This is a genomic window from Halomonas sp. GD1P12 (assembly GCF_025725645.1).
Classification (GTDB): Bacteria; Pseudomonadota; Gammaproteobacteria; order Pseudomonadales; family Halomonadaceae; genus Vreelandella.
The window spans coordinates 3,210,249-3,236,811 of record NZ_CP107007.1 but is presented as its reverse complement, the minus strand read 5'-3'; the positions used below and the strand labels follow the sequence as shown (position 1 = coordinate 3,236,811).

The window sequence follows — 26,563 nt, the reverse complement described above, 5'->3', positions numbered from 1 at the left end:
GACGGCTTTTACAGTTTTAAAATGTAACCATCCCCTAAAATCGGTACATGCGTCATTAGAGTTCTCCGGCCTACAATGAGGCAAATGGAGAGCGACATGAAGAAATCACGGTACAGCGAGTCACAAATCGTCAAAATTCTGAAGGAGGTTGAGAGCGGTCGACTGGTCAAGGAAGTCTGCCGTGAGTACGGCATTTCCGAGGCGAGCTACTACAACTGGAAGTCTAAATACTGCGGCATGGAAGCCTCTGATGTGAAGCGTCTCAAGGAGCTTGAAGAAGAAAACCGCCGGCTGAAGCAGAGGTATGCCGAGCTGAGTCTGGATCACAAGTTGCTGAAGGATGTGATCGAAAAAAGCTGTAAAGCCAGCCGTTCGACGAGAATGGGTTGATTACCTCAAGCAGGCGCATGGTGTCAGCATCCGCAGAGCCTGTCGAATCGCTGGCATCAGTGACTCTGTGTACCGGTATCGGCCCAATACTTTCCGTGATGAACCGGTGATTACAGTGCTTCAAAGCGCCACTCACCGCTATCCCGCCTACGGATTCAGTAAACTGTTCAAGGCGCTGCGACGCTTGGGGCATGGATGGAATCACAAGCGGGTCCACCGGCTGTATTGTGCACTCAACCTGAATAAACGACGACGGGGCAAGAAACGGCTCCCGACACGAACCCCGGCGCCATTGAGCGTACCAGCTACCGTTAATCGATGCTGGTCGATGGATTGCATGAGCGACAGTCTGTTCTGTGGTCGCCGGTTCCGGACGTTTAATGTGGTGGACGGCTTTAACCGGGAGGTGCTGGCTATCGAGATTGACCTGAATCTACCAGCACCAGGGGTCATACGGGTTCTGGAACGCATTATCGCCTGGCGAGGCTACCCGACCAAACGACGCATGGATAATGGCCCGGAATTCATTTCGCTTGCCCTGGCAGATTGGGCTGAGCAACGCAGTATTGAGCTGGCGTTTATCAAGCGGGGCACACCAACTCAGAACTCGTATGTTGAGCGCTTCAATCGGACTTATCGGGATGAGATCCTGAATATGTATGTCTTCCGGAACCTCACCGAAGTCCGAGAACTGACAGAATCCTGGATGACGGAATACAACGATGAGCGTCCCCACGATTCACTGGAAGACCTGACACCATGGGAATACCTGGCGAAACATCAACAGGTGGAAAACTCTAATCAGCGATGCCACTAAAACCGGGATGTTTACAAAAAATGAAGATCGTTGATGTGGCGCGTGAAACGGGTTTGAACCGCAACACCATCAAGCTGCTTTACAAAGAAACGGCTCAGCGCATTGAGTTGGACGCGCTGGATAAGCTATGCAAATTGTTCAACTGCGGGGTAGGAGATTTGCTCGAATTTGATGACGGCCAGGAAAAATAAACAAGCACAAAGCGATAGGGCAGTCGGTTGCCTAAAGGTCGTAGGGGAAAATTTCTGAGGAAGAGAAAAAGCTAATGTGTCACATATATGTCACAGGAAGTTAGCTAATAAATAAGCACAAAAAAGGCAGATCAGTAAGTAACTGATCTGCCTTTCAAAATATTGGTAGCGGGGACCGGATTTGAACCGATGACCTTCGGGTTATGAGCCCGACGAGCTACCAGACTGCTCCACCCCGCATCAACGTGAGGCGTATTCTACATAAGTCTGAGGAGGAGTCAATCATCGAGTGCGATAAATCGATACGCCATGCGTGGATTCATCGTGCTGCAACATTGGGGGAGTAACGCTATGCTTTCCATGACGCAACGGGCTTTCTCAACTTCAATGAAACCGGCTCGGTGCGCAGGAGCAAAAGATAACAACACGTGCGTGCCAAACGCTTTGCGGTGGCACCAATCCGAAGTGGCTTGCGCCACGTCTTGTGTGGCTCGGATGCAGGTCATTTGTCATTTCAGGGAGGTAAACAATGGCTAATCAACCCCAGGTGGCGTGGGTGACGGGTGGAACAGGCGGGATCGGCACGGCCATTTGCCGGTCGCTGGCCGAGGCGGGGTATTTGGTCGTCGCCGGTTACCGTAACCCGGAGAAGGCAAAAACGTGGCTCGAGAGCCAAAAAGCCGACGGCTTCGACAACATGGCGCTTTCCGGCGTCGATCTTTCGGATTACCAGGCGTGCCTGGACGGCGCCCAAGAGATCGCCGATACCCATGGCCCGATCAGCGTGTTGGTCAATTGCGCCGGTATCACGCGCGACGGTACGCTCAAGAAGATGGCCCGGGAGCAGTGGAGCGAGGTGATCGATACCAACCTCAACAGCGTCTTCAACACCTGCCGCAGCGTGATCAACCCAATGCTCGAGCAGGGCTACGGGCGCATCATCAATATTTCATCGATCAATGGGCGAAAGGGGCAGTTCGGCCAGGTCAATTACGCCGCGGCGAAGGCAGGTATGCATGGGTTGACCATGTCGCTGGCCCAGGAAACCGCGACCAAGGGCATCACGGTCAACACCGTGTCGCCGGGCTATATCGCCACCGATATGATCATGGAGATCCCTGAGAAGGTGCGCGAAGCGATTCGTGAAACCATTCCCGTCAAGCGCTACGGCACGCCGGAGGAGATCGGCCGGCTGGTGGCGTTTTTAGCCGATGAGCAGTCGGGATTCATTACCGGCGCCAATATCGATATCAACGGCGGTCAGTTCATGGGCTGATACGCCCTGGCCTACCGCTGACACTCAGCCGCTTGAATACGGCGTAAAAAAAGGAGGCCACAAGCCTCCTTTTGAGTTTTCCCTTTCCCGTGTGCAACGCATCTGTCGCGCTGCTCTCCTGACGCCTCAAGCGTGGGGCGGGCGCGCAAGCCGGCTCAGCAGCGCGTCGAGCTCACCCACCTCCCGCTCCCACACATCGCCGGGCATCGGCCCCAGCGCCATGAGGGCTGCCAGTACGCTGCGGGTCTCTTCGGCCTGGCTGCGCTCGCCGCCCAAGCCGTCGTTCAAGCGCTCAACTTGAATGGCCAGACGAAGCGGCTCGTCTTCGGGCTTGACGCTGCCCAGCGCCAAAAGCGAGAGATGTACGCGAAGCCGTGCCACGCCCTCTTCGACGGTTCGACGGCTCTGCTCCGGGGCGCTGATCGCCGCGCATCGAGCGGCGTTGCGGCGCTGGTGCGCGTCCAAAAACGCTCCGGTCGGCGGGGTCGCGAGCACCTGCGCCGCCTCGACGGCGTCGTTTTGCTGCGCTTCAAACGCGCGCTGATCCGCGCTCAGGTGCGCCCGGGTCAGCGGCATGAGCGCGTGCCACTGCGCGACGGTATCGGCCACTTCCAGGCGGCTCAACCGCTCGCGTCGGGCGCGAAGAATACCGCTCAGGCGGCGCTGCATGCCTTCGCTTCGCCGGTTGCGCGGCAGCGGTTCGAGCTGCTGGGCGCGCGCAATGAACGTCTCGAGTGCCTGGGCCTCGCGGACGCTTTCCGGCTGCCAGGCGTCCATTTCGTCGATCAGGGCCTGCATGGCGTCGAGCTTTTGCTGCGCGCGCGCCGACTGTTCGCTCTTGTGCGCGTCGCGCTGGGCAAACAGTTGATCGCAGGCCCCGCGAAAGTGCTTCCAAAGCGTTTGCTCCTCGCCCTTTGGGGCCCGGCCCAGGGTGCGCCATTGCTGCTGAAGCGCCTTGGTGCGGGTGGTACGCTCGTGAATGGGGCGCTCGGTGGCGTGCAAAAGCGCATTCACCTCGTCGATCAGCGCGCGCTTTTGCGCGGCGATCTGCTCGGCGCGCTGGTCGATCAGCGCCTGCAGCCGATGGCGCACCTTGCCAAAGCGCCGGCCGACCGTTTCCGAGGCTTCCCGCGGGATGGGCGTGTATTCGCGCCACTGATGCCGGGCGCGATCGCGAATGTCGCGCAGCGCGTCCGGGTCGGCGTTGTCGGCGGGTTGCTCGCACAGGGTTTCGAGCTGCTCGCAAAGCGCTTCGCGGTGGCGAAGATTGGCCTGACGCGTCTGCTCGAGGGTTTCCCGCCAGGGCGCCAGGCGTTCGTGAATGCGCTCGGAAGCGGCGCGAAAGCGCGTCGACAGCGCCCGGCTGGCCGCGGCGTCGCCAAGCTCCTTCCACTCCTTGACCAGCTGGCGATGGCGGCGGTCCAGCGCCGCATCCGCCATCGCCGGCGCCTCGGCCAACGCCTCGATGCTCAAGGTGAGCTGCTCGCGCTTGGGCCCGGCAACGAAGCCGCGCCAGTCTCTAAGCTCCGCCAGCTGCGCGCCGAGCTGTTTCAGGCGCGCCTTGAGCGGTTTGGCCTTGGCGCTGTCCAGCGCGTCGATCGCGGGTTTGAGGCGCTGGTGGAGCCGGCTGGCGCTTTTGAACGCGCCGCGCTCGAGCATGTGCTCGAAACTGTCGAGCTCGGCGGTCAGCGCCTCGAGTGAAGGCGCTTTTTGTGTTTGCTCGCCGGCTGGCTGCTCCAGCGCCAGAAGTGCCTGGGCGCGCTGTAAAAGCGCTGGCTTGGAAAGGTCCTTGGGCCAGGCAACGCGTTTGACTCGATCCTCGAGTGTCGCGGGGTCGTGGTCGGCCAGTCCTCGCTCGACATCGGCCTGGTGCGTCTGCCAGCGCTGCCAGGCTTCTGTGACGCGCTCATACGCGGCAAGCGCCTGGGTGTAGCGCGCCTGGGTCGTCTCCGGCGGTGCGTGAAGATCCGACAGCGCCTGCCAGCGCTGGCCCAAGAGCTGGCGCTGGGCGCGCAGGCTGTCGATGTCCTGAAGGGTGACGGCCTCGGCGTGAACGAGCCCGCTCAAGGTCTCCTCGAGCCCGGCGAGCAGCTGCTCGCGGGTCGTTTCGATCTCTTCGCGGTGCACCTGGCGCTCCTGGCGCGCCTGTTCCTGGGTTTCGTGGTCGTTCAGGGTCTTGCGTGCGCCGAGCAGCGCCTGATGAAAGCGCTCCTCTTCGCGGGGGCCGGGCGGATGGTCGAGCTTTCGCCACTCGCGCTCCAGATGACGAAGGCGGCCGCCGTAAAGCGGCTCCCAAGGCGCGCGGGCGTGCTGCTCGAGTTTTTCCAGCAGCTCTTCGCGGCGCGTCATTTGCTGATCGAACCACTCGTTGTCGTGACGAAGCCGTGAGAGCTTTTCGCGCGCCAGGCGCATGACGTTGCGATCGCGGCGCGCCTGTTTCAACAGCGTCTTCAAACTCGCTTCGCTGTCGAGGCGCTCGGCGGCGCGCTTGCGCACGCTCGCCACACCGTTGTTGCAGGCCTGATAGATCAGATCCTCGTCATCAACGAGCCGCTCCAAAGCGGTCAGGCGAAGATCGAGGTTGTCGCCACGCAGCGCAATCTCGTTGAGCAGTGCCGTGTTTGAAAGTGAGTCGACCAGCCGGCTGCGCGTATAAAGGTCGGTCTGGCCTTCCCGGCCGGTCAGGCGCTCGATCACGGCCTCGCGCCAGCCGGGAACGTGCTGGCGCTCGGGGAGCCGGCTGGTCAGCGTGTCGAGGTCCCCCAGCGCCAACAGGGCGGCCAGCTCAACGGTGGGGTCCGGGTCGTCGACCAGCGTTTTCAGCGCGTCGCGCTGATCGGGCTGCTGCGGGTCCAGCGTTTCGAGAGCCTGGCGGCGAATCTCGGCGTTGGGGTGCTGCCACCGAGGCGCGAACAAGCGTCTTAACAGTCCGTGCATGAATCTTCCTGCAAGAGGTGCATCGCGTGAAAAAAATCAGCCATCGGTGCTTTGGTAGTTGCAGTCACCGTCGCTGTCGCTTAGCTTTGCCAGTGGCAATGTGCGCTGGCCGCAAGAGGTGGGCGAGCCGTCGCATTCCAGCGCGTACCAGCGCTAAGTTTATCTTACCTGAACATGACATGGAGTTCGGCCATGAGCCTCAACGCCGATAGTGCCGACAACGCCTTTACCTTTAAAGGCGGCATGCTGCCCATGACCGTCATGGAGTTGAGCAGCGCCGACCCCGAGCAGATCAGGCGTCAACTGGCCGGCAAACTCTCCCAATCTCCCGCCTTCTTCCAGCATACACCGGTTGTGCTGGGCGTGGAAAAACTCGATGAGCCGCACCTGGCGCTGGAGCGTATCTGCGCGGTGTGTCGCGATCACAAGCTTTTGCCGGTCGCGGTGCGCGGCGGCCCTGAGCCGGTGCGCCAGTCGGCCTGGGCGCTGGGGCTTGGCTGGTTTGCGCCGGTCGAAGAGGGGCGCTCGCGGGCACTTGAAAGCGTCGAGCGCACCGATGCAGGATCTCATGAGACGGCTTCGGCCGAGGTCGAGCGCGAAACCCCGCACGAGCCGGTCGCGGTTGCCACGCGGCTTTTTCGCGGCACCGTGCGCTCGGGCCAGCAGGTTAGCGCCGCCGAAGGCGATCTGGTCGTGATCGGCGCGGTCAACGCCGGCGCCGAGGTGCTCGCGGCGGGCAGCATTCATGTTTATGGCGCGCTACGAGGGCGGGCGCTGGCGGGCATTCACGGCAATACCCACGCCGGCATTTATTGTCGCGAGCTCGAAGCGGAGCTTCTATCCGTGGCCGGCAACTACAAGCGCCTCGAGGACATCGACCCGAAGCTTTTGGGGCTGGCCGCGCAGGTGCACTTCAGTGAAGAACAGCTCGAGATCAAACGTCTGGCCTAGGGTGTGGCTGGTACGATTGACGTAGCGACGTGGCGGGCGCTTTTCGATAGAGTAGCGATACAGGCGACGTCACCGGATTGACACCGATATGTGCGTTGCGCGCGATGACGATAAGAAGAGGCGCCGCGCGATTCAACGACCTCTTAAAGGATATAACTCTTGGCCAAAATTATCGTAGTGACCTCAGGTAAAGGGGGGGTCGGTAAAACCACCAGCGCGGCGGCCATCGCCACCGGGCTTGCGCTGCGCGGCAAAAAGACCGTCGTCATCGATTTCGACGTGGGTCTGCGTAACCTGGATTTGATCATGGGCTGCGAGCGGCGCGTGGTGTACGACCTGGTCAACGTCATTCAGGGCGAGGCGGCGCTCAACCAGGCGCTGATTCGCGACAAGCGCGTGGAGAATCTGTTCATCCTGCCGGCGTCTCAAACCCGCGACAAGGACGCGCTGACTCAGGAAGGCGTGGAAGAGATACTCGAGCAGCTGCGCGGCGATTTCGACTTCGTGATCTGCGACTCGCCCGCCGGCATCGAGCGCGGCGCGCAGCTCGCCATGTACTTCGCCGACGAGGCGGTGGTGGTGACCAACCCGGAAGTCTCCTCGGTGCGCGACTCCGACCGCATCCTCGGGCTTTTGGGCTCCAAGACTCGCCGCGCCGAGCAAAGCCAGGACCCGGTGCGCGAGCACCTTTTGATTACCCGCTATAACCCGTCGCGCGTCACCTCCGGCGATATGCTCACCCTGGAAGATATTCGCGAGATTCTCGCCATCAATCTGCTGGGGCTGATTCCGGAGTCCGAGGCGGTGCTGCGCGCCTCCAACCAGGGCGTGCCGGTCACCCATGACGGCGCCAGCGATGCAGGTCAAGCCTACGCCGACACCGTGTCGCGCCTGCTTGGTGAAGATGTGCCGCTGCGCTTTCACGAAGTACAACGCAGGAGTCTTCTGGGCCGCATGTTTGGAGGAGGTCGGCGATGAAACTGCTCGAATTCCTGAAGCGCGAGCGCAAGAAGTCCGCCTCGGTGGCCAAGGAGCGTTTGCAAATCATCGTGGCTCACCAGCGCAGCCAGCGCGGTCAGCCCGACTACATGCCGATGCTCGAGCGCGAGCTTTTGGAAGTGGTGCGCCGCTATGTCCACGTCGCCGACGATGCCATCCAGGTATCGCTCGATAGCGAAGACAACTGCTCGGTGCTCGAACTCAACGTGACCTTGCCGCGCGACTCGTGAGTGGTTGGTCGTGAGCGGTGAGCGGTGAAGGGCAAGGCGTGAGCGGTTGAGGGTAAGTCGTGAGTAACGGGCGGGCGTAAGCCGGGAGAACGGCGGAACTTTTGTGTTCACCGCCGTTGTTGTAGGGTGGCGGGATACGTCCACGGGAGTATCCGCACATGGCGCCAGCCAACGCCGCCCCTGCCAGTTTTCTTTGGCACGATTACGAAACCTTCGGCGCCGACCCGCGCCGCGACCGACCGGCGCAGTTCGCCGCGATCAGAACCGACGCCGACTTCAACGAAATCGGTGAGCCGGTCGAGATCTACTGCAAACCCGGTGACGATGCGCTGCCGCACCCGGCGGCCTGTTTGATCACCGGTATCACCCCGCAAAAGGCCCGGCGTCACGGCCTGCCCGAGGCCGAGTTCGCCGGGCGCATCCAGGCGCTGATGAGCGAACCCGGCACCTGCGTGGTGGGCTACAACAGCCTGCGCTTCGACGACGAAGTCTCGCGTCATCTGTTCTACCGTAACTTTCTCGACCCCTACGCCCGCGAGTGGCAAAACGGCAATTCCCGCTGGGATTTGATCGACGTGGTGCGCGCCTTCTACGCGCTGCGCCCCTCTGGCATCACCTGGCCCAAACGCGACGACGGCGCGCCAAGCTTCAGGCTCGAGGATTTGACCGCGGCCAACGGCATCGAGCACGCCGGCGCCCACGATGCGCTGGCGGACGTGCGCGCCACGATCAGTCTGGCGCGGCTTCTCAAAGCCCAGAACCCCAGACTGTTCGACTACCTGCTCGGTCTTCGCGGCAAGCGCGCCGTGGCCGCCCAGCTGGATGTCGCCAGCGCCAAACCGGTGCTGCACATTTCCAGGCGCTACCCGGCCAGCCGCGCCTGTAGCGCGCTGGTGATGCCGCTGGCCGAGCACCCCACCAACCCCAACGGCGTGATCGCGTTTGATTTGAGCGCTGATCCGAGTGCGCTTACTTCATTAAGCGTCGAGCAGATTCGTGAGCGGGTGTTCGTCAGCCATCAGGATCTGGCGGAAGGGGAGTCGCGCATTCCGCTCAAGGTGATCCACATCAACCGCTGTCCGGTGGTGTTTCCCGCCACCGCGCTCAAGGACGTCGAGGGGCCGAAAAAGGGCGAGTACGGCGATATCCAGGCGCGCTTAGGGATCGATGTCGACCAGTGTCGCGCCCACTGGAAGACGCTTCGCGATCAGGGCACGGTGATTGCCGAAAAGGTCGCCAGCGTGTTCAGTGCCGGCTTCGAGGACGGGCCCCAGGACCCGGATTTGATGCTCTACTCGGGCAGCTTCTTCTCGGGGGCGGATCGCCAGCAGATGGAGCGGGTGCGCGAGACGCCGGCCTGGGATCTGGTCGGGGCGCGCTTTGCCTTTCAGGATCCGCGGCTCGAGGAGATGCTGTTTCGCTTTCGCGCGCGCAACTACCCGGACACCCTGGAAGGCGAGGAGCGCGAGCAGTGGGAGGCGTTTCGCTGGGCACGGTTGAACGACCCGGCGGTGTCCGGCTTTACGCTCAAGGCCTTCGCTCGGGAGATCGAGCGCTACAACCAGCAGAGCCTGACCGACTACCAGCGCCAGATTCTCGAAGAGGTGGTGATGTTCGTCGAGGCGATGCTGCCCGCCCAGGCGTTCGACGCCTGAGCGGGCGCGGCTCACACTAGCGCGCCGCGTCGTCCTGGGGGAAGGGGTCGAGCGTGGCGCGGTAGGCGGCCACGTCGCTTGGCGTGTCACCCGGATCGAAACGCACCTCCAGCACGTGGGCCATCAGCGATGGCCAGCTGTCGCGCACATCATCAGCGCTGACCTTGAGCACCGCTTCGGCCATTTGCGCCTGGCGGTCGAAGCGCACCGGGTCTAGGGCGGTGGCCTGCCAGTAGCGGCTGGCCATGCTGGAAAGGCTCGTGTCGCGCTGCTCTAGCCGGCGCGCCACGGCCTGGCGGTGAGGTGCTAGCGCCTCGTCATCGAGGGTTTCCAGCGCCTCGGCGGCCTCTTCCAAAAAGCGTTCGATGCGTGCGGCGATGTCGTCGCTGTCGACGTCCGCCGACTGCACCAGAAAGGCGATCCCCGGCGCCTCGAGCAGCGGTGAGTAGCTGGCGTTGACGATATAGCCAAGCTGCTGCTCGGTGCGAAGCGCCTGGTAGAAATCGGTATCCAGCCACTGAGCGATGACTCTGAGCGTTGCCTGTTCGCGCTCGTTTTGATCGCGCCCCTGCACGTAGCGAAGCGCCAGCGACTCGTCTCGAGCGCTATCCGGACGCAGTATCGTATCTCCCTGCTCGACCGAGAGCGGCGTGAGTTCAATGATCTCATCGCGGGTCAGGCGCGGCGTCAGCGCGTTGCGAAGCGTCTCGGCCTCTTCCCGGGCCTGCGCCTTTGTCAGGTTGCCCACCGCCATGGCGTCGACGTAAAGCCCACGCAAAAAGCGTTGGCGGAAGTCCTCCAGGTGGTGGCGGTCGAGGTGCTCGCTCGCCTCGAGCAGCGTGCGACTTCCCCACTGCGGAGACAACAGCGCCTCGCCCACCAAACGGCTGGCCTGTCCGTAGAGCGATGCCTGGGGGGCATTTTGCCACTCGCGCGTAAGCTGGCTGCGCACGCGCTCGAAGCTGTCCTCGGTGATCTCGGCGGTCTTGAGCTGCTCGATGGCCTGCTCGATGAACGGCGCCTGGCCGTCACGCCAGCCGGAAAACGCCAGCGTCATGCCGCGCGCGTGCGGGTAGGCGCTGAAGGAGTGCCCGGCGAGCCAGGCCGGGTACAGGGCGCTACTGAGGCTGTCGTTGAGCCAGCCGGACAGCAGCCGCGTCAGCACCGCTTCCTCGGCGGAGTAGCTTGCGCTTGGGTGCTGCAGGCTGATCCGCCACTCCACGCTTGGCGTATTGAAGCGGCTGTCCTGCATGTGCCAGGCGGTGAAGGAGGGCGTCTGCATCAGCACGCCAGGCGCCTCGTCCTGGCCCGGCTCCAGCGTCAGGTCGCTGGCAATGAACGGGTTGGGCTGGGCAAGCGCAAGCCCGGACAGCGCCTGGCCTGTGGTGTCCGGCGCGTCGAGGCGCGCCCACCGGGTATCGAACCAGGGCGAGGCGGTGTCGCCCTCGACGCTTTGATCCGAGTAGACGCGAATCATGTTCTCTGGCGTCAGCGCCTCCAGGTAGGTTTGCTGCGCCGCGCTATCCATGCCGTCCATGCGGTAGGCAGCGTACTGCACGTCCTCCACCGGGTAGCGCGACAGGCTCATGGAAAGCCGGGTCGCCTCGCTTTGCGGGTCGCCGTGCTGCTGGAAGCGAAACGCCTGCTCGGCAAGGGCGGCCTGCTCGTCATAACGCCAGGTGTCGATGCCTTCGCGGCGAATCTCGTCGATGGCGGCGAAGAGTGTGGCCTGCACGTCCTCCAGCCGCTCGGTACCCTCCTCGGTCAGGCTGATCGAGACCGTGAACAGCGCGTGCTCGCCGTCGCCGCGCCCGACCCCGGCAAAGAGGCCAAGCGCCAGGCCCGCTTCGCGCAGTACGGCGAGCAGACTGCCTTCGCTTTCATCGCCGAGCAGATGCGCGATGAGCTGCGCCGGCTTGGTGCGGTACTCGTCGACCGGGTCCGGCACTGGGAAGTAGAAGTTGACCCGGCGGCGATCCTCGAGCGACTGACGCTCGAGATACGTCGGAAGCTCGTCGCTCAGGACGAGCGGCGCGTCGATGGTCGGCGCCGAGAGGTCGTGGTCCGGGATGTCGGCAAAGCGCTCGGCGACCCATTCCTCCAGCGTATCCAGCGGCTGCGGGGCGACCACGGCCAGATTCATGACGTTGGCATCGTAGTGCTGGTGGTAGAACTCGATGATGCGATCGCGCAGTGAGGCTTCGCCTTCTGCGGGGCTGGCCAGGGTTTCGCGGCTGCCCACGGCGAAGCCGGTGGTGGCGTTGTCCGGGTTCAGCACCTGGTCGAGCACGTCGCTTTCGCGGCGGGCGTCATCGCGAATGCGCGCCATGTACTCGGAGTGGATGATGTTGCGCTCGCTTTCGAGCTGGTCGGCGTTAAACAGCGGCGAGAGAAAGAACGCGCTGAAGCGGTCGAGCGCGCCGGGCAGCGCCTCGGGGTCGACATCGAAGAAGTAGTTGGTGTCCTGCTGCGCGGTGAAGGCGTTGTGCGAGCCCGCGTTGTTGGCGATGTAGCTCTGGTAGGCGTCCGGCTCCGGGTAGGGCTCGGTGCCCAGAAACAGCATGTGCTCGAGAAAGTGGGCAAGGCCCAGAAGATCCTCCGGGTCCTGGGCGCTGCCAACGCGCACGTTCATCGATGCGGCGGCCTTGTCGGCGTCGGGGTCGCTCACCAGTAGCGCCTGCAGACCGTTTTCCAGGGTCAGTACCCGGTAGTCGCGGGCATCGAAAGGGCTGGTGATGGGCGTAGAGGCCTTTGCGACCTGGGGCGGTTCGGCCCAGAGCATCGGCGCGTACAGGCACGTGCCGAGCAGCGCGCCGGTCAAGGCGTCACGCAGGGAGACGCGAGAAAAAGGGTCGCTTGGTAACATTGAAACTCCGTTGTCGAGATACGGCTAAGGGGCGCTCCACCGCAGCATGGGCCCCTGCGGATGGGCGCAGGCGGCCGACTGATTGGCGGGACTATTGACATGCTTTGATACCGGAAACGCGCCCAGCAGTTCCAGCGGTGCCGGGGTCATCATCGCCTGAAGCTTCTCCGGCGGGCTTTCGGGGTCAAGCCAGGTCTCCAGCTGGGAGGCGTCGATGACCAGCGGCAGGCGGTCGGTCAGCGACGACAGACACACGTTGGCGGGCACGGTGATCAGCGCGGTAGAGTCGGTAAACGCCGTGAGCGTGGTGTGATAGCGACACCACAGCGCGCCGAGCAAAAGCGGCGCGCGGTCGGTGGCGGTGACCAGATAAGGCTGTTTACCGCCGTGACGCGGCTGCCACACGTAGAAGCCGGTGACGGGAATGACGCAGCGCCGGGCGTTGAAGGCTTCCTCGAACATCGGCCGGGCGGCGAGCGACTCCGCGCGGGCGCAGTGCGGGGCGTGGTCGAGCACCTTGAGCCAGGGCGGCGTCAGCCCCCAGAAAAGCGGCTCGTGGCGATAAACGCCCTGCACCATACGGATGGCCGAAATCGGCTGGCGCGGGGCCAGGTTGGGCGAGGTAATGAACGCGTCGTGCTGATCAAGCGATGGCACCATGCGTGAAAGCGAAAGGCGCTGCACGTGTAGGCGTCCCGTCATGCCGGCCTCCTTGTCACCCGGGGATAAAACGCATTAGAGCCAGACGACAAGAATACGCTTAAAGTCGTCATATAGTATCGAAAACAGTGTTCGATGTGGGGTATCCTGTCTTATATTAACCCTTCCTCAAACTCAAGTGCGCTGAGGCTTTCGCCTTTTTGCATGATTTCAAGAGACCGCCATGGCCCGTCCCAGACAGCACGCGCCCGACACCCTTCATGCGCAGGTCATGCAGGCCTGCGATGAGTGGTTGGCCACGCGGCCGGTGCACGGCCTATCGCTGCGTGCGCTGGCCCGGGAGGTGGGGTGCGCGCCGAGTACGCTGCTCAAACTCTACGGCAGCTTCAACAATTTGCTCCAGCACGTCAACGTCGACACCCTGGCGCGGTTGCAGCAAACCATCGAAAGCCTTGCCGAGGACGAGCCCGAGCCCTGGCTTCGCGCGCTGGCCCACGCCTACTGGCGCTTCGCCGAGCAGGGCTGCTACCGCTGGCAGCTGTTGTTCGACTACCCCCTGGCCGAAGAGGGCGAACTCGACCAGCGCCAGAGCGATCTGATCGAGGCGCTCTTTACCCAGGTAGAGTCATCGCTCACCCGCTATCAGCCGGCGCTGGACGACCAGGAGGCGCGGCGACTCGGGCGCACTCTGTGGGGCAGCGTGCATGGGCTAGTGCAGCTTGGCCTGAACGAGCGGTTGGGCTACTGGCAAGGCCAGCAGCTCAAGGTCGACGAGCTGCTCGATCAGCTGATGAGCACGGTGCTGGCCGGGCTTCGCGCTCAGGGAACTGATGGTGAAGGAGTGGGCGCTCAAGGGCGGGGTGCATGAAACGACTGGTCAAACCGGTGCGCTTCGTGCTGCGCCACGCCATTTATATCACCATGCGCGCAAGCTATCGGCTGCGCGTTCATGGCCGCGAGCACCTGCCCGCCAGGGGCGCAGCGCTGGTGGTGTGTAATCACGTAAGCTTCATGGATGCACTGGTGCTGGGCGGCGCGAGCCCCCGGCCGCTGCGCTTCGTCATGGATCAGCCGATCTATGACTCGCCCTGGCTCAAGTGGTGGTTTTTGTTGGTGGGCGCGATTCCGGTCGAGTCCGAGCGGCGTACCCCGGCCGGGCTCCGACGTACGCTTGGAAAGATCAGCGAAGCGCTGCGCGACGGCGAAGTCGTGATGATTTTTCCCGAAGGTCGGCTAACGCCGGACGGTGAGGTACAGGCATTTCGTCGCGGGCTCGAAACGATGCTCTCGCGAGACAACGTGCCGGTCGTGCCCGCCGGGCTTGCCGGGCTCTGGGGCTCCTGGGCGTCGCGCTGCAATGGCCCCGCTTTCAAAAAGTGGCCGAGGCGTTTTCGCGCGCGGGTACAGGTCACCTTCGGCCCGCCGATCATGGCTCAGGAGGCCCAGGACACCGCACTTCGTCACTACCTGCAGGCGCGCGTCGTAGCGCTGAAGGCTGCCGGCGAGCAGGATATCGCCCGCCGCGAACAGGCGGGCGAGAAGAGCGTGCAGTCGCGCAACAAGTAGTCTTGCAAAAAAGTCGCGTCAGCCGGTAGCGCTGGATCGTCGGCCGGGCGTGCCTGGCCTAGCGACGCTGCAGGCGCATCAGCGGCCAGCAGCGTGCCGAGGTGATCAGGTTGTCGCGAATCTCCAGAATCTCCATGCGCGTGCCGCCAATCTGCAGCGACGCGGGGCCTTCCGGAAACGCTTCCAGATGCTCGAGAATCAGCCCGTTGAGCGTCTTGGGGCCGTCGGTGGGCAGCTGCCAACCGAGCATCTTGTTGATCTCGCGAATGTTGGCGGTGCCTTCGATCACGTGGCTGCCATCGTCCTGCTGGTGAATCTCCTCGTCCTCGGAGACGTCGGTGGTGAACTCGCCGACGATCTCCTCGAGAATGTCCTCCAGCGTCACCAGGCCTTCCACATCGCCGTACTCATCGACCACGATGCCGATGCGCCGCTTCTGCTTTTGAAAGTTCAAAAGCTGCGTATGAAGCGGGGTCGATTCCGGAATGAAGTAGGGCTCGCGCGCCTCCTGCACCACCGCCGCCTTGGTCACTTCCTCCTTGGAGAGAAAGCGCGCGGCGTTGCGCAGGTGCAGCATGCCGATGATGTTGTTGATATCGCCCTTGTAGACCGGAAGCCTTGTGTGCTGGCTGGTGCGAATCTGGGCGAGAATCTCCTCCAGCGAGTCGTCGAGATCAATGCCCAGCACCTCGTGGCGCGGCACCATGATGTCGTTCACCGTGACGTTCTCGAGATCGAGAATCGACAGGAGCATGGCGCGGTGGCGATAGGGAATGAGCGTGCCCGCCTCGTGGACCACGGTGCGCAGCTCGTCGCGGGTCAGGCTGTCGCCGCCGTTTTCCACGCTTTTGACACCCACCAGCCGTAAAAGCCCGTTCGAGACCGCATTGACCAGCCATACCAGCGGGTACAGAAGCTTTAAAAGCGGCTCCAGCGCCATCGAGGAGGGGTAGGCGATGCGCTCGGGTTTGATCGCCGCGTAGGTTTTGGGCGTCACCTCGGAGAAGATCAAAATGGTGATGGTCAAAAGCGCGGTGGAGATGGCCGGGCCCGAGACGTCGCCGAAGAAGTGAATGGCGATGATGGTGGCGATCGAGGCGGCCAGGTTGTTGACGAAGTTGTTGCCGATCAGGATGACACCGATCAGCCGGTCCGGGCGAGTCAGAAGACGCATGACCCGTTTGGCGCGGCGGTCGCCGCTGCCGGCCTGGTGGCTGAGTCGATAGCGGTTGATCGACATCATGCCCGTTTCAGAACTCGAGAAGAAGGCAGATAGCAGTATCAGCAGGGCCAGCAGGCCAAACAGTAATCCCAGTGGGAAATCGTCACTCAAGTCGAAGGTTCCTTTGTGGCGTATCAAACTCGTTGTAAAAGGGTGGGGGGTGGCTGTCAAGCGCACCCCCGTCGGCACTAACGCGCGAGAATGATTTCCAGCACGAATTTACTGCCAAAATAGGCCAGCACCAGCAGCAAACAGCCGCCCAGCGTCCAGCGCACGGCGCGCATGCCGCGCCAGCCAAAGCGGTGGCGCCCGACCAAAAGAGTGGTGAAGATCACCCAGGCCGCGATCGACAGCACCGTCTTGTGCATCAGGTGCTGGGCGAAGAAGTTGTCCAGAAAGATCAGGCCGCTGGCGATCGACAGCGTCAACAGCAAAACGCCGGCCCAGACCAGCTCGAACAACACGCGCTCCATGGTGGTCAGCGGCGGCAGCGACTGCACGATGCCGCGAATGTGGTGATGCCGGAGCGCCTGGTTTTGAAGCCCGACCAGCACCGCCTGCACCGCCGCGATGGCCAGTACCGCAAACGCCAGCGCCGAGCTTGCCGCGTGCAGCAAAATGCCCGGCGTAAGCCCGGTGTGGCTGCCCTGGTTGGGTAGCCAGGTGGCGAAGATCAGCGCCACCCCGGCCAGTGGAAACAGTGCGATGGCGGCGTTCAACACCGGCTTGAAGAGGCTGGCGATCAGCACCACGTTCACCGCCACGGCCATCAACAGTGTGACGCTGGTGGTAAAGCCGGGCAAAAGCCCCGGCGCTTCCCGAAGCAGCATCACCACCACAGGGATATGCAGCAGAAGCCCGATAGCGCCCAGAAGGCGCACCATGCCCCGGCGCGGTGGCACGCGGCGAACCAGAGTCATGCCCTGCCAGATGGCCGCGGCGATATAGAGTACGAAAGCGATGGTCGCGAAAGGCAGCGCCTGCATGATGCTATCCGTGCGCATGTTGCGCATAAGTGATGAGGAAACGACGCGAGAACGTGGTCGAGAACGTGGTCATGAGCGATGGCCACGAGCGACCAAAGAGCCTAGAGACTAGCGTCTACTATAACCAATCGTAAAGCGTCGCACAGCAGCGCAACGCGAAGAGCCATAGAGACTCACGCGCTGAGCGCGTATAATCGAGCTAACACACGTCCGGCGGCGTCTACGCCCGGCGACAGCGACAAAGGCAGAGGCCCCATGTTCCAGAATTTGAGCGAGCGTCTTTCCCAGACGCTGAAGTCGATCAAGGGTCAGGCGCGCCTGACCGATGACAACATCAAGGAAACGCTTCGCGAGGTGCGAAAGGCCTTGCTCGAGGCGGACGTGGCGCTTCCCGTCGTCAAGGCGTTCATCGAGCGTGTGCGCGAGCGCGCCGTCGGCCAGGAAGTGTCCAAAAGCCTTTCGCCGGGCCAGCAGTTCGTCAAGATCGTCCAGCAGGAGCTCGAGGCGATCATGGGCGAGGCCAACGAAGGCCTTAGCCTGAAAGGCTCGCCGTCGGTCGTGCTGATGGCCGGTTTGCAGGGCGCCGGTAAGACGACCTCGGTCGCCAAGCTCGCCCGCTATCTGCGCGAGCGTGAGAAGAAAAAGGTGCTGGTGGTGTCGGCGGACGTTTACCGCCCGGCGGCGATCGACCAGCTCGAAACGCTAGCGAAAGAGGTCGAGGTCGACTTCTTCCCGTCAAGTTCGGATCAAAAGCCGGTCGATATCGCCAACGCCGCGATCAAGCACGCCAAAATCCAGTTCCATGACGTGGTGCTGGTGGATACCGCCGGGCGTCTGGCCATCGACGAAGCGATGATGGCGGAGATTCAGGCGCTGCACAAAGCGATCACGCCAAGCGAGACGCTGTTCGTCGTCGACGCCATGACCGGCCAGGACGCGGTCAACACCGCCAAGGCCTTCCACGAAGCGCTGCCGCTGACCGGCGTGATCCTGACCAAGGCCGACGGTGACGCCCGCGGCGGTGCCGCGCTGTCCGTGCGTCACATCACTGGCAAGCCGATCAAGTTCATGGGTGTGGGCGAGAAGGTCGATGCGCTCGAGCCGTTCCACCCGGACCGCGTCGCCTCGCGCATCCTCGGCATGGGCGACATGCTCTCGCTGATCGAGGAAGCCGAGCGCACCGTTGACAAGGACAAGGCCGCCCAGCTCGCCAAAAAAGTGAAAAAGGGCGACGGCTTCGATCTCGAGGACTTCCGCGAACAGCTCCAGCAGCTCAAGAAGATGGGCGGCATGGGCGGGCTTCTCGGCAAGCTCCCCGGCATGGGCCAGATGGCCGAAATGGCTCAGGGCCCGGGTCCGGAAAAGGAGATGGGCAAGCTCGAGGCGCTGATCAACTCCATGACGCCCAGGGAGCGGCGCTCGCCGGACATCATCAATGGCTCGCGCAAGCGGCGCATCGCCGCCGGGGCGGGGCTGGACGTACCGGCGCTTAACCGCCTGCTCAAGCAGCACAAGCAGATGCAGAAGATGATGAAGAAAGCCGGCAAGAAGGGCGGCATGCAGAAGATGATGCGCGGCATGTCCGGCATGATGGGCGGCGGTGGCCCGGGCGGGCCCGGCGGCCCCGGTGGAATGGGCGGCATGGGTGGCCCCGGCGGCATGCCCTGGCGCTAGGCTAAAGCGTCTGGCCCCTGACCCCCAACCCCAGAGCGAATGACGAGAGCGCCCGCCGGTGATCCGGCGGGCGCTCTTGCGTTGGGGTATCGCTTACGCGCGCAGGTGGCGCCGGTACACGCTCACGCCCTGCGGCCCCCAGTGATGGAGGGGGTAGCTGAAGGGCACCGGCTGCGGGCACGGCGTCTCGATACTGCCTGGGGTCAGGTGGTACTCGAACGCCGGGCTACCCGCCACCCCCACGTGGTGCGCGCCCCAGTCGGTATGAAACGGCTGATGGATGTGACCACACAGAATCCTCACGGAGCGACCCGCCAGCAGTTCGGCGAACCGCTCGCGCCCCTCGATCAGACTGAACGTATCCCAGTGCGGGTGGCCGGTCTGAACCGGCGGGTGGTGCATGACGATCACCGTCGTCCCCTTGCTTGAGGCGAGCTCGCCTTCCAGCCAGTTCAAACGCTCGGCGCAAAGTGTCCCGTGGGGCGCCCCCGGCACCACCGTGTCCAGGCCCAAAAGCGTCACGCCGGGAAGCGCCACCCGCGCATTCAGAAACGGCCCCGGCACCAGCCCCGTCAGCCGGCTGCCGAGCCCCTCGCGCATCGCGCCGCGCCGGTCGTGGTTGCCGGGCACCGCCAGTATCGGCATGGAGAGAGGGGCGAGCAGCGCAGTCAGGCGCGCGTAATCCGCCGGGGTGCCGCCGTCGGCCAGATCGCCGCTAATCGCGACGATATCCGGGCGGGGGGCGAGGGCGGCGATATCCGCCACCAGCGCTTCGAGCACGCGCGCGATATCGCCGCGCGCCTCGCCGGTCTCGGAGCGTTCGGTGAAAAGATGAAAGTCAGAAAGGTGGGCGATCAGCATGAAGGAAAGACTCGGGTAGGCACCGGCCTAGCGGCCGATGCGGGACAGCACGTCCGCCTTGAGAAAACGCTCGATGACGAGCATGAAGCCGATGGACGGAATCAGCAGAATCAGCGCGGTGATGGCGGCCACCTGATAGTTCCCGCCCATCGAGGCGTTGAACATCAGAAGTGGCAGCGTGGTGATTTCCGGCGCGCCGACGAAGAACGTGCCGGTGAATTCGTCGACGCTGTCCAGAAACACGAAGATCGATGCGGCGAGCAGCCCCGGCAGGGCCTGGGGCAGCGTCACATCGAAAAACGCGCGCAGCGGTGAAGCCCCCAGGTTGCGCGCCGACTCCTCCAGCGAGCGATCCACCGCCGAGAACGCGGCGGTCGCGATCCACACTGCGTAGACCAGCCCCGGCAGCGAGTGCACCAGCACCACGCCGATCAGCGTGCCGTTTAGCCCGAGCTGGTGAAAGATCGCCGCGATGTTGACGAAGATCGGCAGGTTGGGAAATGCCTGGGGCAGCAAAAACAGCAGCATGATGGCGTGGCGCCCGGGCAGCGCCAGCCGCGCCAGGGCGTAGCCCGCCGGTACTGCCAGCGCCATGGAGAGCGCCACCGCGGAGAACGCGACCAGCACGGTATTGAACAGTGAACTCCAGGCGCCGGCGCGGGGGCGAAAGACCCGCGCCCAGAAATCGAAGCCCCACTGGGTGGGCAGCGTGTGGGGGTAGAACCACTGCTCGGCGAAGGCCCAGAGCCCGAGATTCAAAAGTGGGCCGAAGACGACGAAGGCTAAAAGCCCGAGCGCAAGCCCAAGGCTCAGCTGTGAAACGAGACGCGAGGCGTTCATTGGCGGGCCTCCCGGGCGAGCGTCAGACGTAGATAGATCCAGGCGGTCACGGCGGTCAGCGCATAGGAGAAGAGCCCCAGGGCGTTGGCCACGCCGTAGTCGCCGTAGTAGGTAATGCGGTGCGCCATCATCGAGGTCATCATGGTGGGGTTGCCGGACAGCAGCATCATCGGCACCGACAGTACCGAGAGCATCGCCACCAGCGAGAGAATCAGCCCCACCCAGAGCGTCGGCGCGGCCTGGGGCAGCACGATCTGAAACAGGCAGCGCAGCCGCCCGGCGCCCAGATTGCGCGCCGCCTCGCTGTGGCTCTGATCGATGGCCGCCATCGCGCCGGCCAGCAGCAGGGTGACGAAAGGAATCTGCTTCCAGGCGAAGGTCACGATCAAGCCGCGCCAGTCCAGAAAGCTCTGTGCGCTCTGGGCGCTCATGAGCCCGGCCTCGATCAGCGCGGTGTTCATCATGCCATTGGTGGAAAGAAACGAGCGCGACAGCTGCCCGGCCACCACGAAGGGGATGAACAGCGGCCAGCGATAGAGCCAGCGCAGGGCGCGCACCGCCCAGGGCGTGGCGCCGAGCGTCAGGTAGCCCGCGATGGCGACCGAGCAGGCTGCGATGAGCGCCAGCGCCCCGAGGCTTACGCCGATGGAAAACGCCACGTCGCGCCCGTAGAGCGTGAGCGCGCGCGTCAGATGATCGAAGGTGAGCCCGCTTTTATCGGTAAAGGCGCTCGCCAGCGAGCGCACCAGCGGCAGCGCATATAGCAGCACCACCGCGGTCATGGCCGGAAACACCAGCAGCAGCCCGAGGCTCGGTACCAGGCGCCGTCGCGGCGGCGTGCAGGATGTGGCAAGAGAGGACGAAGTCATGAGGGTCGCTCGTCAACGTGAAGGGGGCGAGACGCCCCCGGTGGCGGGTCGGTGCCGGCTCAGCGGCTGACTTTCTGCTCGTAGGCTTCGAGAATGGCGCGGAAGTAGTCGCCCTGGGGCATCGAACGCCCACGGCTGGCCAGCGTCTCTGGCGAGACATCGGCGTAGAGCGCGTCCCACTGCGCCTGGCTCAGCTCGTCTTTCACGTGCTCGGCGTCGATCCCCGGAAACCAGTTGAACTCACCGACGATGCCTTCGGCCTGTACCTCGGGGCTGGTGGCAAGCGCGATGAACTCGGCGGCAAGTTCGGCGTGCTCGGCGCGTTCGGGAATGGCGTAGTACATCGGTTGGCCAGGCATGCCGGGTTCGGGCAGCAGCAGGCGGAAATCCGGGTTCAGGCGCCCGTCGGCTTTCCAGGTGTAGTACATGTCCATCCACACCGGGCCCATGCTGATCTCGCCGCGGTTCATGGCATCCAGAGTGCCGGCGTTGCCCGGCGTCATGGTGACATCGGCATTGAACGCGCGAAGCCCCTCGAGCGCATCGCTCCAGCGCGCCTCGGCATTCTCCTGCCAGGGGCCGTTTTGCAGGGTGTCCGCCATGTCGGTGAAGGCGTACATCCAGCCGAACACGAAGCCGACGCCGGCCATGCCGCCGGTGATGCCGTTATAGCCGAACGCGCCCGGGTGCTCGGTCACCCACTCGGCAAGCTCGGCGTAGCTTTGCGGCGGCTCGGCCAGCAGCGCCGGGTTGTAGGCCAGCGCGATCTGGCTCTGAAACATCGGCATCACGTAGCCCTCGACGTCCACGCCGAGCGCGTTTTTCGCACTCTCGCCGGTGGCCAGCGCGGCGGTGTCCAGCTCATCGGTGTAGCGGCGCAGCAGACCCTCTTCGACCATCTGCCCGGCCATGCGCTGATGCAGGACGGCGACGTCCACGTCCCAATTTTCACTGTCGCGCTGAGCGCTGATGGTTTCAAAAATCGCCTGGCTGCCCGCATCGCCCGGGCCGGTGCCGAGGGCGCGCACGGTGACATCCGGGTGGCTTGCCTCGAAGCGCGGGGCGAGGAACTCGTTCACGTAGGCGACCATGTTGTCGTCGCCGGCGGTGAAGACGTTGAGCGTGGTATCGGCACTCGCCTGGCCGGTCACCGCGGCAAGCGCGAGCGCCAGTGGCGCGATACGAAAGAGGGGCGAGCGAAGGGCGTTTTCACGGGATGTGTTCATGCGGTGTGCTCCTGACGGTGGGCGGTGGATAGATAACGCTGGTGGGTGTCGAAGGGCATCAGCGCCTTCTCGGGAACCTGCAGGGTGACGAAGCGCCCCGGTGGCAGCGGCGCGGCGGCGGTGGCGAAGAGCGTCGTGCCCAGCACATCGACGCTGACCTGATAGCCGTCGCCGGTGTAGACGCACTCGATGACCTGGCCCTGGCGGCGCAGGCCTTGATCGAGTGCGGTCTCGTCGATGCGAGCATCGCGGGTGCGAAAGCCAAGCGTCGCGGCGCCGGCACGCATCAAGGGGTCCTGTGCCGTGCATGCAACGGTGTTGTCCACGCCCAGAAAGCGGGCGGCGTCCAGATCGGCGGGGGCTTCGTAGAGGGTGGCGGGTGGGGCCACCTGAACGATTTGGCCTTCGCGCATCAGCACGATCTGATCGGCCATCTGCAGCGCTTCTTCCTGATCGTGAGTCACCATGACGGTGGTCAGCCCGAGCGATTTCTGCAGGCGTCGAAGCTCCCCGCGCAGGCTTCGCCGAATGGCGGCGTCGAGATTCGAAAGCGGCTCATCCAGCAGCAGCAGTGGCGGGTCGATGATCAGCGCGCGCCCCAGCGCAATGCGCTGGCGCTGGCCGCCGGAAAGCTGGGTGACCGAACGTGCCTCGATGCCACCAAGCGCCAGCCGCTCGAGCATCGCCGCTACCCGGCGCTGGCGCTCGAGGCTTGGCACGCCGCGAAGCTTCAGCGGGTAGGCGAGGTTCTCGCCCACGCTCATGTGCGGCCACAGCGCGTAGGATTGAAACACCATCGCGGTCTCGCGCTTCTCAGGAGCGAGCGCTGCGATCGATCGCGTGCCAAGGCGAATGTCGCCGTCGCTGATCGGCGTGAAGCCGGCGATGGCGCGCAAGAGCGTGGTCTTGCCACAGCCTGACGGCCCCAGAAGACAGGTGAAACTGCCCGGTGCCACGTCGAGCCTGATGCGCTCGAGGATGCGGCGTTGTTTGAGGTCGACCGTCACGTCGCGCAGAGTGAGAGCATTCATCGGCACTGGCAGGCTCCTCGCCAAACGGGTATTTTGAAAGCGCGTGCAAAAAAGTGATGAGGCGATCCTAAAACGTCACTGTGACGCTTTGATGTCGCTCGCATGGCGCTGCTTTTTTATCGCGCGCGCTCTTTATCCACGACCAGGCAGAAGGTGTGCCATGACACAGCAAAAGCGCCGCGTGACGGCGGACGACGTGGCGGCGGCGGCGGGGGTCTCTCGCGCCATGGTGTCGCGGGCGTTCACACCCGGGGCGTCGGTGTCGGTGAAAAAGCGCGAACACGTGCTGGGCGTGGCCGCCGCGCTCGGCTATCGGCCCAACCTGATCGCCCGGGGCTTGACCGGGCAGCGCACCGGGCTAGTCGCGGTGGTGGTCGGCAGCGTCTCGAAGCCTTATGAGGCCTGGCTTCTGGAGCACCTGCTGGCGGCGTTGACCGAGCGCGGCTATCAGCCGCTGCTGCTGCCCGCCGGGGGCAACAACATGAGCGAGATGATTCACCACGCGCTTTCTTATCAGGTGGAAGGCGCGATCGTGGCGGCGGGCTCGGTGAGCCCGGACATCGCCACGCTGTGTCGCCGAAGTGGCGCCCCGCTGGTGCTGATCGGGCGAGTGCTCGACAACTGTCAGGCCGATGCGGTGTGCTGCGACAACCAGGCCGGCATGGCGGCACTGGTGAACAGGCTCTTGAGCCAAGGGCGCCGGCGTCTGGCCTGGCTTGGCGGGCGCGCGGACGCCTTCTCCCACCAGGAGCGTCTGAGCGGCGCCGAGCGCGCGCTGGCAAGCGCCGGGCATTCGTTCGTGGCCCACGCCCAGGGCGACTTCTCGCTGGAAAGCGGCGTCCTCGCCGCCACCGAGCTCTTGCGCTCGAAAACCGCTATCGACGCCATCGTCTGCGCCAACGACGCCATGGCCCTGGGAGCGCTCGAAGCCGCCCGGCGGTTGGGTATCGAGGTACCCAGGGCGCTTGCGGTGACCGGCTTTGACGACGTGCCGAGCGCGGCCTTTGGGCTCTGCCCGCTGACGACCGTCACCAATCCGGTAAAAACGACCGCTTCTGAAGCGCTTCGGCTGCTGGAGCGGCGCATGGCCACGCCCGCGGCCGCGGTCAATGTCGTTCGCGTGGCCGGGTCGCTCGTCGTGCGCGACAGCGCCTGACGAAAGGCCCTCGAGCCGTGCGATGAAAAACGCCGGGAACGAGGCTGGGCGCGGTTGACGCCCTGCGAGTTTTCTGGCTGTCAGGCTTTCCAAGCAGGCCGCATTTGCGTAGAATGCGGCCTCTTCATGCGTGGGTGTTGGCAAGCGGGGCGTCGAGTGCGCCGTCCGAGCCTGTCGCCTGGGCGTGAAAAAAGGTACAAAACGGCCTGCTGATAGTATCGCCAGGCGCGCGCTGTATCGCGGAAGTTGTGCCGGAAAATAGTCCGGAAAACAGCATGATGAGTGTTCTGATGGCGATGTCGCCATGCTCCACTCTCGTAACCTCAACCGAAGGATAGTTATCGTATGGTTACCATTCGTTTGGCACGTGGTGGCGCCAAGAAGCGTCCCTTTTACCACCTCACCGTCACCGACTCGCGTAACGCCCGTGATGGCCGTTTCATCGAGCGCATCGGCTTTTTCAACCCGGTAGCCCGTGGTCAGGAAGAGCGTCTGCGCGTCGATCTGGACCGCGTCGTACATTGGCAAAGCCAGGGCGCACAGCTCTCTGGTCGCGTTGCCGAGCTGGTGAAAGAAGCACGCAAGCAGGCGTAAGCCTGAACGTTCGTCGATGACGAACAGGGATACGGTTCGTAGGATGGCGGTTTTGTGGTAATGCACTGTAGGAGCACGGGCCAATGACGCGTTTAGACGCCGGCCAGACAGACGAGCACGTGGTGCTCGGCAAGCTGACCAGCCCCCACGGGGTAAAGGGTTGGCTCAAGGTATACTCCTACACAAGTCCTATCGACAGTATCCTGCAGTACCCGGAGTGGTGGGTTCGCCAGGGGGATACCCTGACGCGAATGCCGGTCATTCAGGGGCGCCAGCAGGGCAAGGCGCTGGTGGTGCAGCTCGAGGATGTCAACGACCGAACGGCCGCCGAAGCGCTGGCCCAGGCCGAAATCCTGCTGCCCAAGAGCGTGCTGCCGACACTGGCGGATGATGAGTACTACTGGCACGAGCTCGAAGGTTTGAACGTCTTCACTCGGTCAGGCGAGCGCCTGGGGCAGATCAGCTATCTGTTCGAAACCGGCGCCAACGATGTCATCGTCGTACGCGGCGATAGCGAGGCCATCGATAAGCGCGAGCGGCTGCTGCCGTATCTGCCCGATGACGTGGTGCTCGATATCGACCTCGTCGAGGGCCGTATGATCGTCGATTGGGACAGCGAATTTTGAGCGATCCAACGCTTCAGAACGCGCCCTTTGAAAGCGAACGCGGTGAAGAAGCACCCGCCCTGTGGTTTGGCGTGGTATCGCTTTTTCCCGAGATGTTCGACGCGCTCACCGGCCAGGGGGTCGTGGGTCGGGCCGTCGAACGGCGCCAGATCGAACTCGGGTTCTGGAACCCGCGCGACTACGCCACCGACAAGCATCGCAGCGTGGACGACCGACCTTACGGCGGCGGCCCCGGGATGCTGATGAAAGTCGATACGCTACGCGCATCGATCGCCGATGCAAAAGCCCATGGGCTTTCGCGGACAGGGCGAGTGCCAAAGGTGATCTATCTTTCGCCCCAGGGACGAAAGCTCGATCAGCCGGGCGTCGAGGCGCTGGTGCAAGGCGGCCCGCTGGTCGTGGTTGCCGGGCGCTACGAAGGTATCGACGAGCGGGTGGTGGAAAGTGACATCGACGAAGAGTGGTCGATCGGCGACTATGTGCTGAGTGGCGGTGAGCTGCCGGCCATGGTACTGATCGACGCAGCGGCAAGGCTGATTCCCGGCGTGCTGGGGCATCAGGACTCCGCCATCGAGGACTCGTTCAACGACGGTCTGTTGGACTGCCCGCACTACACCCGGCCGGAAGTCATCGACGGGAAGCGGGTGCCGGATGTGCTGCTAAGCGGCCATCACGGCGCGATCAAGCGCTGGCGGTTGAAGCAGTCGCTTGGGCGCACCTGGCAGCGTCGGCCCGATCTGTTGGCCGGACGCACCTTGAGCGCCGAGCAGCAGCGTCTGCTTGACGAGTTCATCGAAGAAAACGCCCTGCCCCACGGGTAGGCCAGGGCGGCGGTGCAGGGCTTAACGCACCTGCGTCACCCATAACGACTCCCGCGTGGCTCGTTTCGAGCGCCGGGATCACGGTTTGCCCCTTCCACAACTGCGTGGCAAACCATTAC

General features: G+C 63.8%; 24 protein-coding genes and 1 tRNA gene. 14 read left to right on the top strand and 11 right to left on the bottom strand.

Annotated features, from left to right (window positions below; genetic code table 11):
* Nucleotides 1-96 precede the first annotated feature (96 nt).
* Nucleotides 97-1,207, top strand: a protein-coding gene (locus tag OCT39_RS14930; protein ID WP_263585240.1) for an IS3 family transposase whose coding sequence is annotated in 2 segments (ribosomal slippage) — nucleotides 97-350 and nucleotides 349-1,207 — 1,113 coding nt in all. Because the reading frame shifts where the segments join, the coding sequence is not laid out codon by codon here.
* Nucleotides 1,198-1,398, top strand: coding sequence for a helix-turn-helix domain-containing protein (locus tag OCT39_RS14925; protein ID WP_263585239.1), 201 nt, complete (start codon nucleotides 1,198-1,200; stop codon nucleotides 1,396-1,398). Before OCT39_RS14930 ends, OCT39_RS14925 begins: the two co-directional genes overlap by 10 nt.
* Before the next feature lie 163 nt (nucleotides 1,399-1,561).
* Here OCT39_RS14925 and OCT39_RS14920 read toward each other — a convergent pair.
* Nucleotides 1,562-1,638 (bottom strand) — tRNA-Met (locus tag OCT39_RS14920).
* A 289-nt stretch (nucleotides 1,639-1,927) separates the two neighbouring features.
* On the opposite strand from OCT39_RS14920, the gene phbB reads away from it, so the two are divergent.
* Nucleotides 1,928-2,674, top strand: a complete 747-nt coding sequence (phbB, locus tag OCT39_RS14915; RefSeq protein ID WP_263585238.1) for an acetoacetyl-CoA reductase — start codon at nucleotides 1,928-1,930, stop codon at nucleotides 2,672-2,674.
* Nucleotides 2,675-2,800: 126 nt separating this feature from the next.
* On the opposite strand, the gene OCT39_RS14910 is transcribed toward phbB, so the two are convergent.
* Nucleotides 2,801-5,611: a DUF349 domain-containing protein gene (locus tag OCT39_RS14910; RefSeq protein WP_263585237.1), complete on the bottom strand. Its 2,811-nt coding sequence runs from the start codon at nucleotides 5,609-5,611 to the stop codon at nucleotides 2,801-2,803.
* 192 nt (nucleotides 5,612-5,803) lie between these two features.
* Here OCT39_RS14910 and minC point away from each other — a divergent pair, with 192 nt between their 5' ends.
* The 4 genes from minC (at nucleotide 5,804) to sbcB (ending at nucleotide 9,446) form a co-directional block, all read left to right on the top strand.
* Complete coding sequence (gene minC / locus OCT39_RS14905; RefSeq protein WP_263585236.1) at nucleotides 5,804-6,562, top strand: septum site-determining protein MinC; 759 nt, start codon at nucleotides 5,804-5,806, stop codon at nucleotides 6,560-6,562.
* A 159-nt stretch (nucleotides 6,563-6,721) separates the two neighbouring features.
* Nucleotides 6,722-7,540, top strand: coding sequence for a septum site-determining protein MinD (gene minD, locus OCT39_RS14900; RefSeq protein ID WP_263585235.1), 819 nt, complete (start codon nucleotides 6,722-6,724; stop codon nucleotides 7,538-7,540).
* Nucleotides 7,537-7,791 carry a cell division topological specificity factor MinE gene (minE, locus tag OCT39_RS14895; RefSeq protein ID WP_252109457.1) on the top strand — a complete coding sequence of 85 codons (255 nt, stop codon included), beginning with the start codon at nucleotides 7,537-7,539 and terminating at the stop codon, nucleotides 7,789-7,791. The genes minD and minE overlap by 4 nt, the downstream gene beginning before the upstream one ends.
* Before the next feature lie 158 nt (nucleotides 7,792-7,949).
* Complete coding sequence (gene sbcB / locus OCT39_RS14890) at nucleotides 7,950-9,446, top strand: exodeoxyribonuclease I (protein ID WP_263585234.1); 1,497 nt, start codon at nucleotides 7,950-7,952, stop codon at nucleotides 9,444-9,446.
* Nucleotides 9,447-9,462: 16 nt separating this feature from the next.
* On the opposite strand, the gene OCT39_RS14885 is transcribed toward sbcB, so the two are convergent.
* Together OCT39_RS14885 and OCT39_RS14880 are read right to left on the bottom strand one after the other, a co-directional pair.
* A complete protein-coding gene (locus tag OCT39_RS14885; protein ID WP_263585233.1) occupies nucleotides 9,463-12,312 on the bottom strand; it encodes an insulinase family protein in 2,850 nt (949 codons plus the stop codon).
* A 24-nt stretch (nucleotides 12,313-12,336) separates the two neighbouring features.
* Entirely contained in the window at nucleotides 12,337-13,014 is a 678-nt protein-coding gene (locus tag OCT39_RS14880; RefSeq protein WP_263585232.1) for an SOS response-associated peptidase, read from the bottom strand.
* A gap of 181 nt (nucleotides 13,015-13,195) precedes the next feature.
* Between OCT39_RS14880 and OCT39_RS14875 the strand changes: the two genes are divergently transcribed.
* Together OCT39_RS14875 and OCT39_RS14870 are read left to right on the top strand one after the other, a co-directional pair.
* Nucleotides 13,196-13,840 carry a TetR/AcrR family transcriptional regulator gene (locus OCT39_RS14875; protein WP_263585231.1) on the top strand — a complete coding sequence of 215 codons (645 nt, stop codon included), beginning with the start codon at nucleotides 13,196-13,198 and terminating at the stop codon, nucleotides 13,838-13,840.
* Entirely contained in the window at nucleotides 13,837-14,538 is a 702-nt protein-coding gene (locus OCT39_RS14870) for a 1-acyl-sn-glycerol-3-phosphate acyltransferase (RefSeq protein ID WP_263585230.1), read from the top strand. Before OCT39_RS14875 ends, OCT39_RS14870 begins: the two co-directional genes overlap by 4 nt.
* A 58-nt stretch (nucleotides 14,539-14,596) precedes the next feature.
* Here the strand turns inward: OCT39_RS14870 and OCT39_RS14865 are convergent, their stop codons facing one another.
* Together OCT39_RS14865 and OCT39_RS14860 are read right to left on the bottom strand one after the other, a co-directional pair.
* Nucleotides 14,597-15,871 (bottom strand): HlyC/CorC family transporter, encoded by a 1,275-nt coding sequence (locus OCT39_RS14865; protein ID WP_263585229.1) that lies wholly within the window; start codon nucleotides 15,869-15,871, stop codon nucleotides 14,597-14,599.
* A 77-nt stretch (nucleotides 15,872-15,948) separates the two neighbouring features.
* Nucleotides 15,949-16,746 carry an inner membrane protein YpjD gene (locus OCT39_RS14860; RefSeq protein ID WP_263585228.1) on the bottom strand — a complete coding sequence of 266 codons (798 nt, stop codon included), beginning with the start codon at nucleotides 16,744-16,746 and terminating at the stop codon, nucleotides 15,949-15,951.
* A gap of 255 nt (nucleotides 16,747-17,001) precedes the next feature.
* Between OCT39_RS14860 and ffh the strand changes: the two genes are divergently transcribed.
* A complete protein-coding gene (ffh, locus tag OCT39_RS14855; protein WP_263585227.1) occupies nucleotides 17,002-18,420 on the top strand; it encodes a signal recognition particle protein in 1,419 nt (472 codons plus the stop codon).
* Between the two features lie 93 nt (nucleotides 18,421-18,513).
* On the opposite strand, the gene OCT39_RS14850 is transcribed toward ffh, so the two are convergent.
* The 5 genes from OCT39_RS14850 to OCT39_RS14830 are packed head-to-tail and all read right to left on the bottom strand — an operon-like array spanning nucleotide 18,514 to nucleotide 23,247.
* Nucleotides 18,514-19,281, bottom strand: a complete 768-nt coding sequence (locus OCT39_RS14850; RefSeq protein WP_263585226.1) for a metallophosphoesterase — start codon at nucleotides 19,279-19,281, stop codon at nucleotides 18,514-18,516.
* 27 nt (nucleotides 19,282-19,308) lie between these two features.
* A complete protein-coding gene (locus OCT39_RS14845; RefSeq protein WP_263585225.1) occupies nucleotides 19,309-20,121 on the bottom strand; it encodes an ABC transporter permease in 813 nt (270 codons plus the stop codon).
* Nucleotides 20,118-20,990, bottom strand: a complete 873-nt coding sequence (locus OCT39_RS14840; protein ID WP_263585224.1) for an ABC transporter permease — start codon at nucleotides 20,988-20,990, stop codon at nucleotides 20,118-20,120. The genes OCT39_RS14845 and OCT39_RS14840 overlap by 4 nt, the downstream gene beginning before the upstream one ends.
* 59 nt (nucleotides 20,991-21,049) lie before the next feature.
* Nucleotides 21,050-22,216, bottom strand: coding sequence for an extracellular solute-binding protein (locus tag OCT39_RS14835; protein ID WP_263585223.1), 1,167 nt, complete (start codon nucleotides 22,214-22,216; stop codon nucleotides 21,050-21,052).
* Nucleotides 22,213-23,247, bottom strand: coding sequence for an ABC transporter ATP-binding protein (locus tag OCT39_RS14830; RefSeq protein WP_263585222.1), 1,035 nt, complete (start codon nucleotides 23,245-23,247; stop codon nucleotides 22,213-22,215). The genes OCT39_RS14835 and OCT39_RS14830 overlap by 4 nt, the downstream gene beginning before the upstream one ends.
* Nucleotides 23,248-23,407: 160 nt before the next feature.
* Between OCT39_RS14830 and OCT39_RS14825 the strand changes: the two genes are divergently transcribed.
* The 4 genes from OCT39_RS14825 (at nucleotide 23,408) to trmD (ending at nucleotide 26,444) form a co-directional block, all read left to right on the top strand.
* Complete coding sequence (locus OCT39_RS14825) at nucleotides 23,408-24,403, top strand: LacI family DNA-binding transcriptional regulator (RefSeq protein WP_263585221.1); 996 nt, start codon at nucleotides 23,408-23,410, stop codon at nucleotides 24,401-24,403.
* 345 nt (nucleotides 24,404-24,748) lie between these two features.
* Entirely contained in the window at nucleotides 24,749-24,997 is a 249-nt protein-coding gene (rpsP, locus tag OCT39_RS14820; protein WP_007111767.1) for a 30S ribosomal protein S16, read from the top strand.
* Nucleotides 24,998-25,080: 83 nt separating this feature from the next.
* The gene (gene rimM / locus OCT39_RS14815) at nucleotides 25,081-25,623 is read left to right on the top strand and encodes a ribosome maturation factor RimM (protein WP_263585220.1); all 543 of its coding nucleotides are present in this window, start codon (nucleotides 25,081-25,083) and stop codon (nucleotides 25,621-25,623) included.
* 59 nt (nucleotides 25,624-25,682) lie between these two features.
* On the top strand, nucleotides 25,683-26,444 hold the full coding sequence (gene trmD / locus OCT39_RS14810) for a tRNA (guanosine(37)-N1)-methyltransferase TrmD (protein WP_263587351.1): 762 nt from the start codon (nucleotides 25,683-25,685) through the stop codon (nucleotides 26,442-26,444).
* Nucleotides 26,445-26,563 lie beyond the last annotated feature (119 nt).

Bases quoted from the DNA above. Each gene is read 5' to 3' on its own strand.
- OCT39_RS14925 (WP_263585239.1), top strand. From the start codon at position 1,198: ATGCCACTAAAACCGGGATGTTTACAAAAAATGAAGATCGTTGATGTG.
- phbB (WP_263585238.1), top strand. From the start codon at position 1,928: ATGGCTAATCAACCCCAGGTGGCGTGGGTGACGGGTGGAACAGGCGGG.
- OCT39_RS14910 (WP_263585237.1), bottom strand. From the start codon at position 5,611: ATGCACGGACTGTTAAGACGCTTGTTCGCGCCTCGGTGGCAGCACCCC.
- minC (WP_263585236.1), top strand. From the start codon at position 5,804: ATGAGCCTCAACGCCGATAGTGCCGACAACGCCTTTACCTTTAAAGGC.
- minE (WP_252109457.1), top strand. From the start codon at position 7,537: ATGAAACTGCTCGAATTCCTGAAGCGCGAGCGCAAGAAGTCCGCCTCG.
- sbcB (WP_263585234.1), top strand. From the start codon at position 7,950: ATGGCGCCAGCCAACGCCGCCCCTGCCAGTTTTCTTTGGCACGATTAC.
- OCT39_RS14885 (WP_263585233.1), bottom strand. From the start codon at position 12,312: ATGTTACCAAGCGACCCTTTTTCTCGCGTCTCCCTGCGTGACGCCTTG.
- OCT39_RS14880 (WP_263585232.1), bottom strand. From the start codon at position 13,014: ATGACGGGACGCCTACACGTGCAGCGCCTTTCGCTTTCACGCATGGTG.
- OCT39_RS14875 (WP_263585231.1), top strand. From the start codon at position 13,196: ATGGCCCGTCCCAGACAGCACGCGCCCGACACCCTTCATGCGCAGGTC.
- OCT39_RS14870 (WP_263585230.1), top strand. From the start codon at position 13,837: ATGAAACGACTGGTCAAACCGGTGCGCTTCGTGCTGCGCCACGCCATT.
- OCT39_RS14860 (WP_263585228.1), bottom strand. From the start codon at position 16,746: ATGCAGGCGCTGCCTTTCGCGACCATCGCTTTCGTACTCTATATCGCC.
- ffh (WP_263585227.1), top strand. From the start codon at position 17,002: ATGTTCCAGAATTTGAGCGAGCGTCTTTCCCAGACGCTGAAGTCGATC.
- OCT39_RS14850 (WP_263585226.1), bottom strand. From the start codon at position 19,281: ATGCTGATCGCCCACCTTTCTGACTTTCATCTTTTCACCGAACGCTCC.
- OCT39_RS14845 (WP_263585225.1), bottom strand. From the start codon at position 20,121: ATGAACGCCTCGCGTCTCGTTTCACAGCTGAGCCTTGGGCTTGCGCTC.
- OCT39_RS14840 (WP_263585224.1), bottom strand. From the start codon at position 20,990: ATGACTTCGTCCTCTCTTGCCACATCCTGCACGCCGCCGCGACGGCGC.
- OCT39_RS14835 (WP_263585223.1), bottom strand. From the start codon at position 22,216: ATGAACACATCCCGTGAAAACGCCCTTCGCTCGCCCCTCTTTCGTATC.
- OCT39_RS14830 (WP_263585222.1), bottom strand. From the start codon at position 23,247: ATGAATGCTCTCACTCTGCGCGACGTGACGGTCGACCTCAAACAACGC.
- OCT39_RS14825 (WP_263585221.1), top strand. From the start codon at position 23,408: ATGACACAGCAAAAGCGCCGCGTGACGGCGGACGACGTGGCGGCGGCG.
- rpsP (WP_007111767.1), top strand. From the start codon at position 24,749: ATGGTTACCATTCGTTTGGCACGTGGTGGCGCCAAGAAGCGTCCCTTT.
- rimM (WP_263585220.1), top strand. From the start codon at position 25,081: ATGACGCGTTTAGACGCCGGCCAGACAGACGAGCACGTGGTGCTCGGC.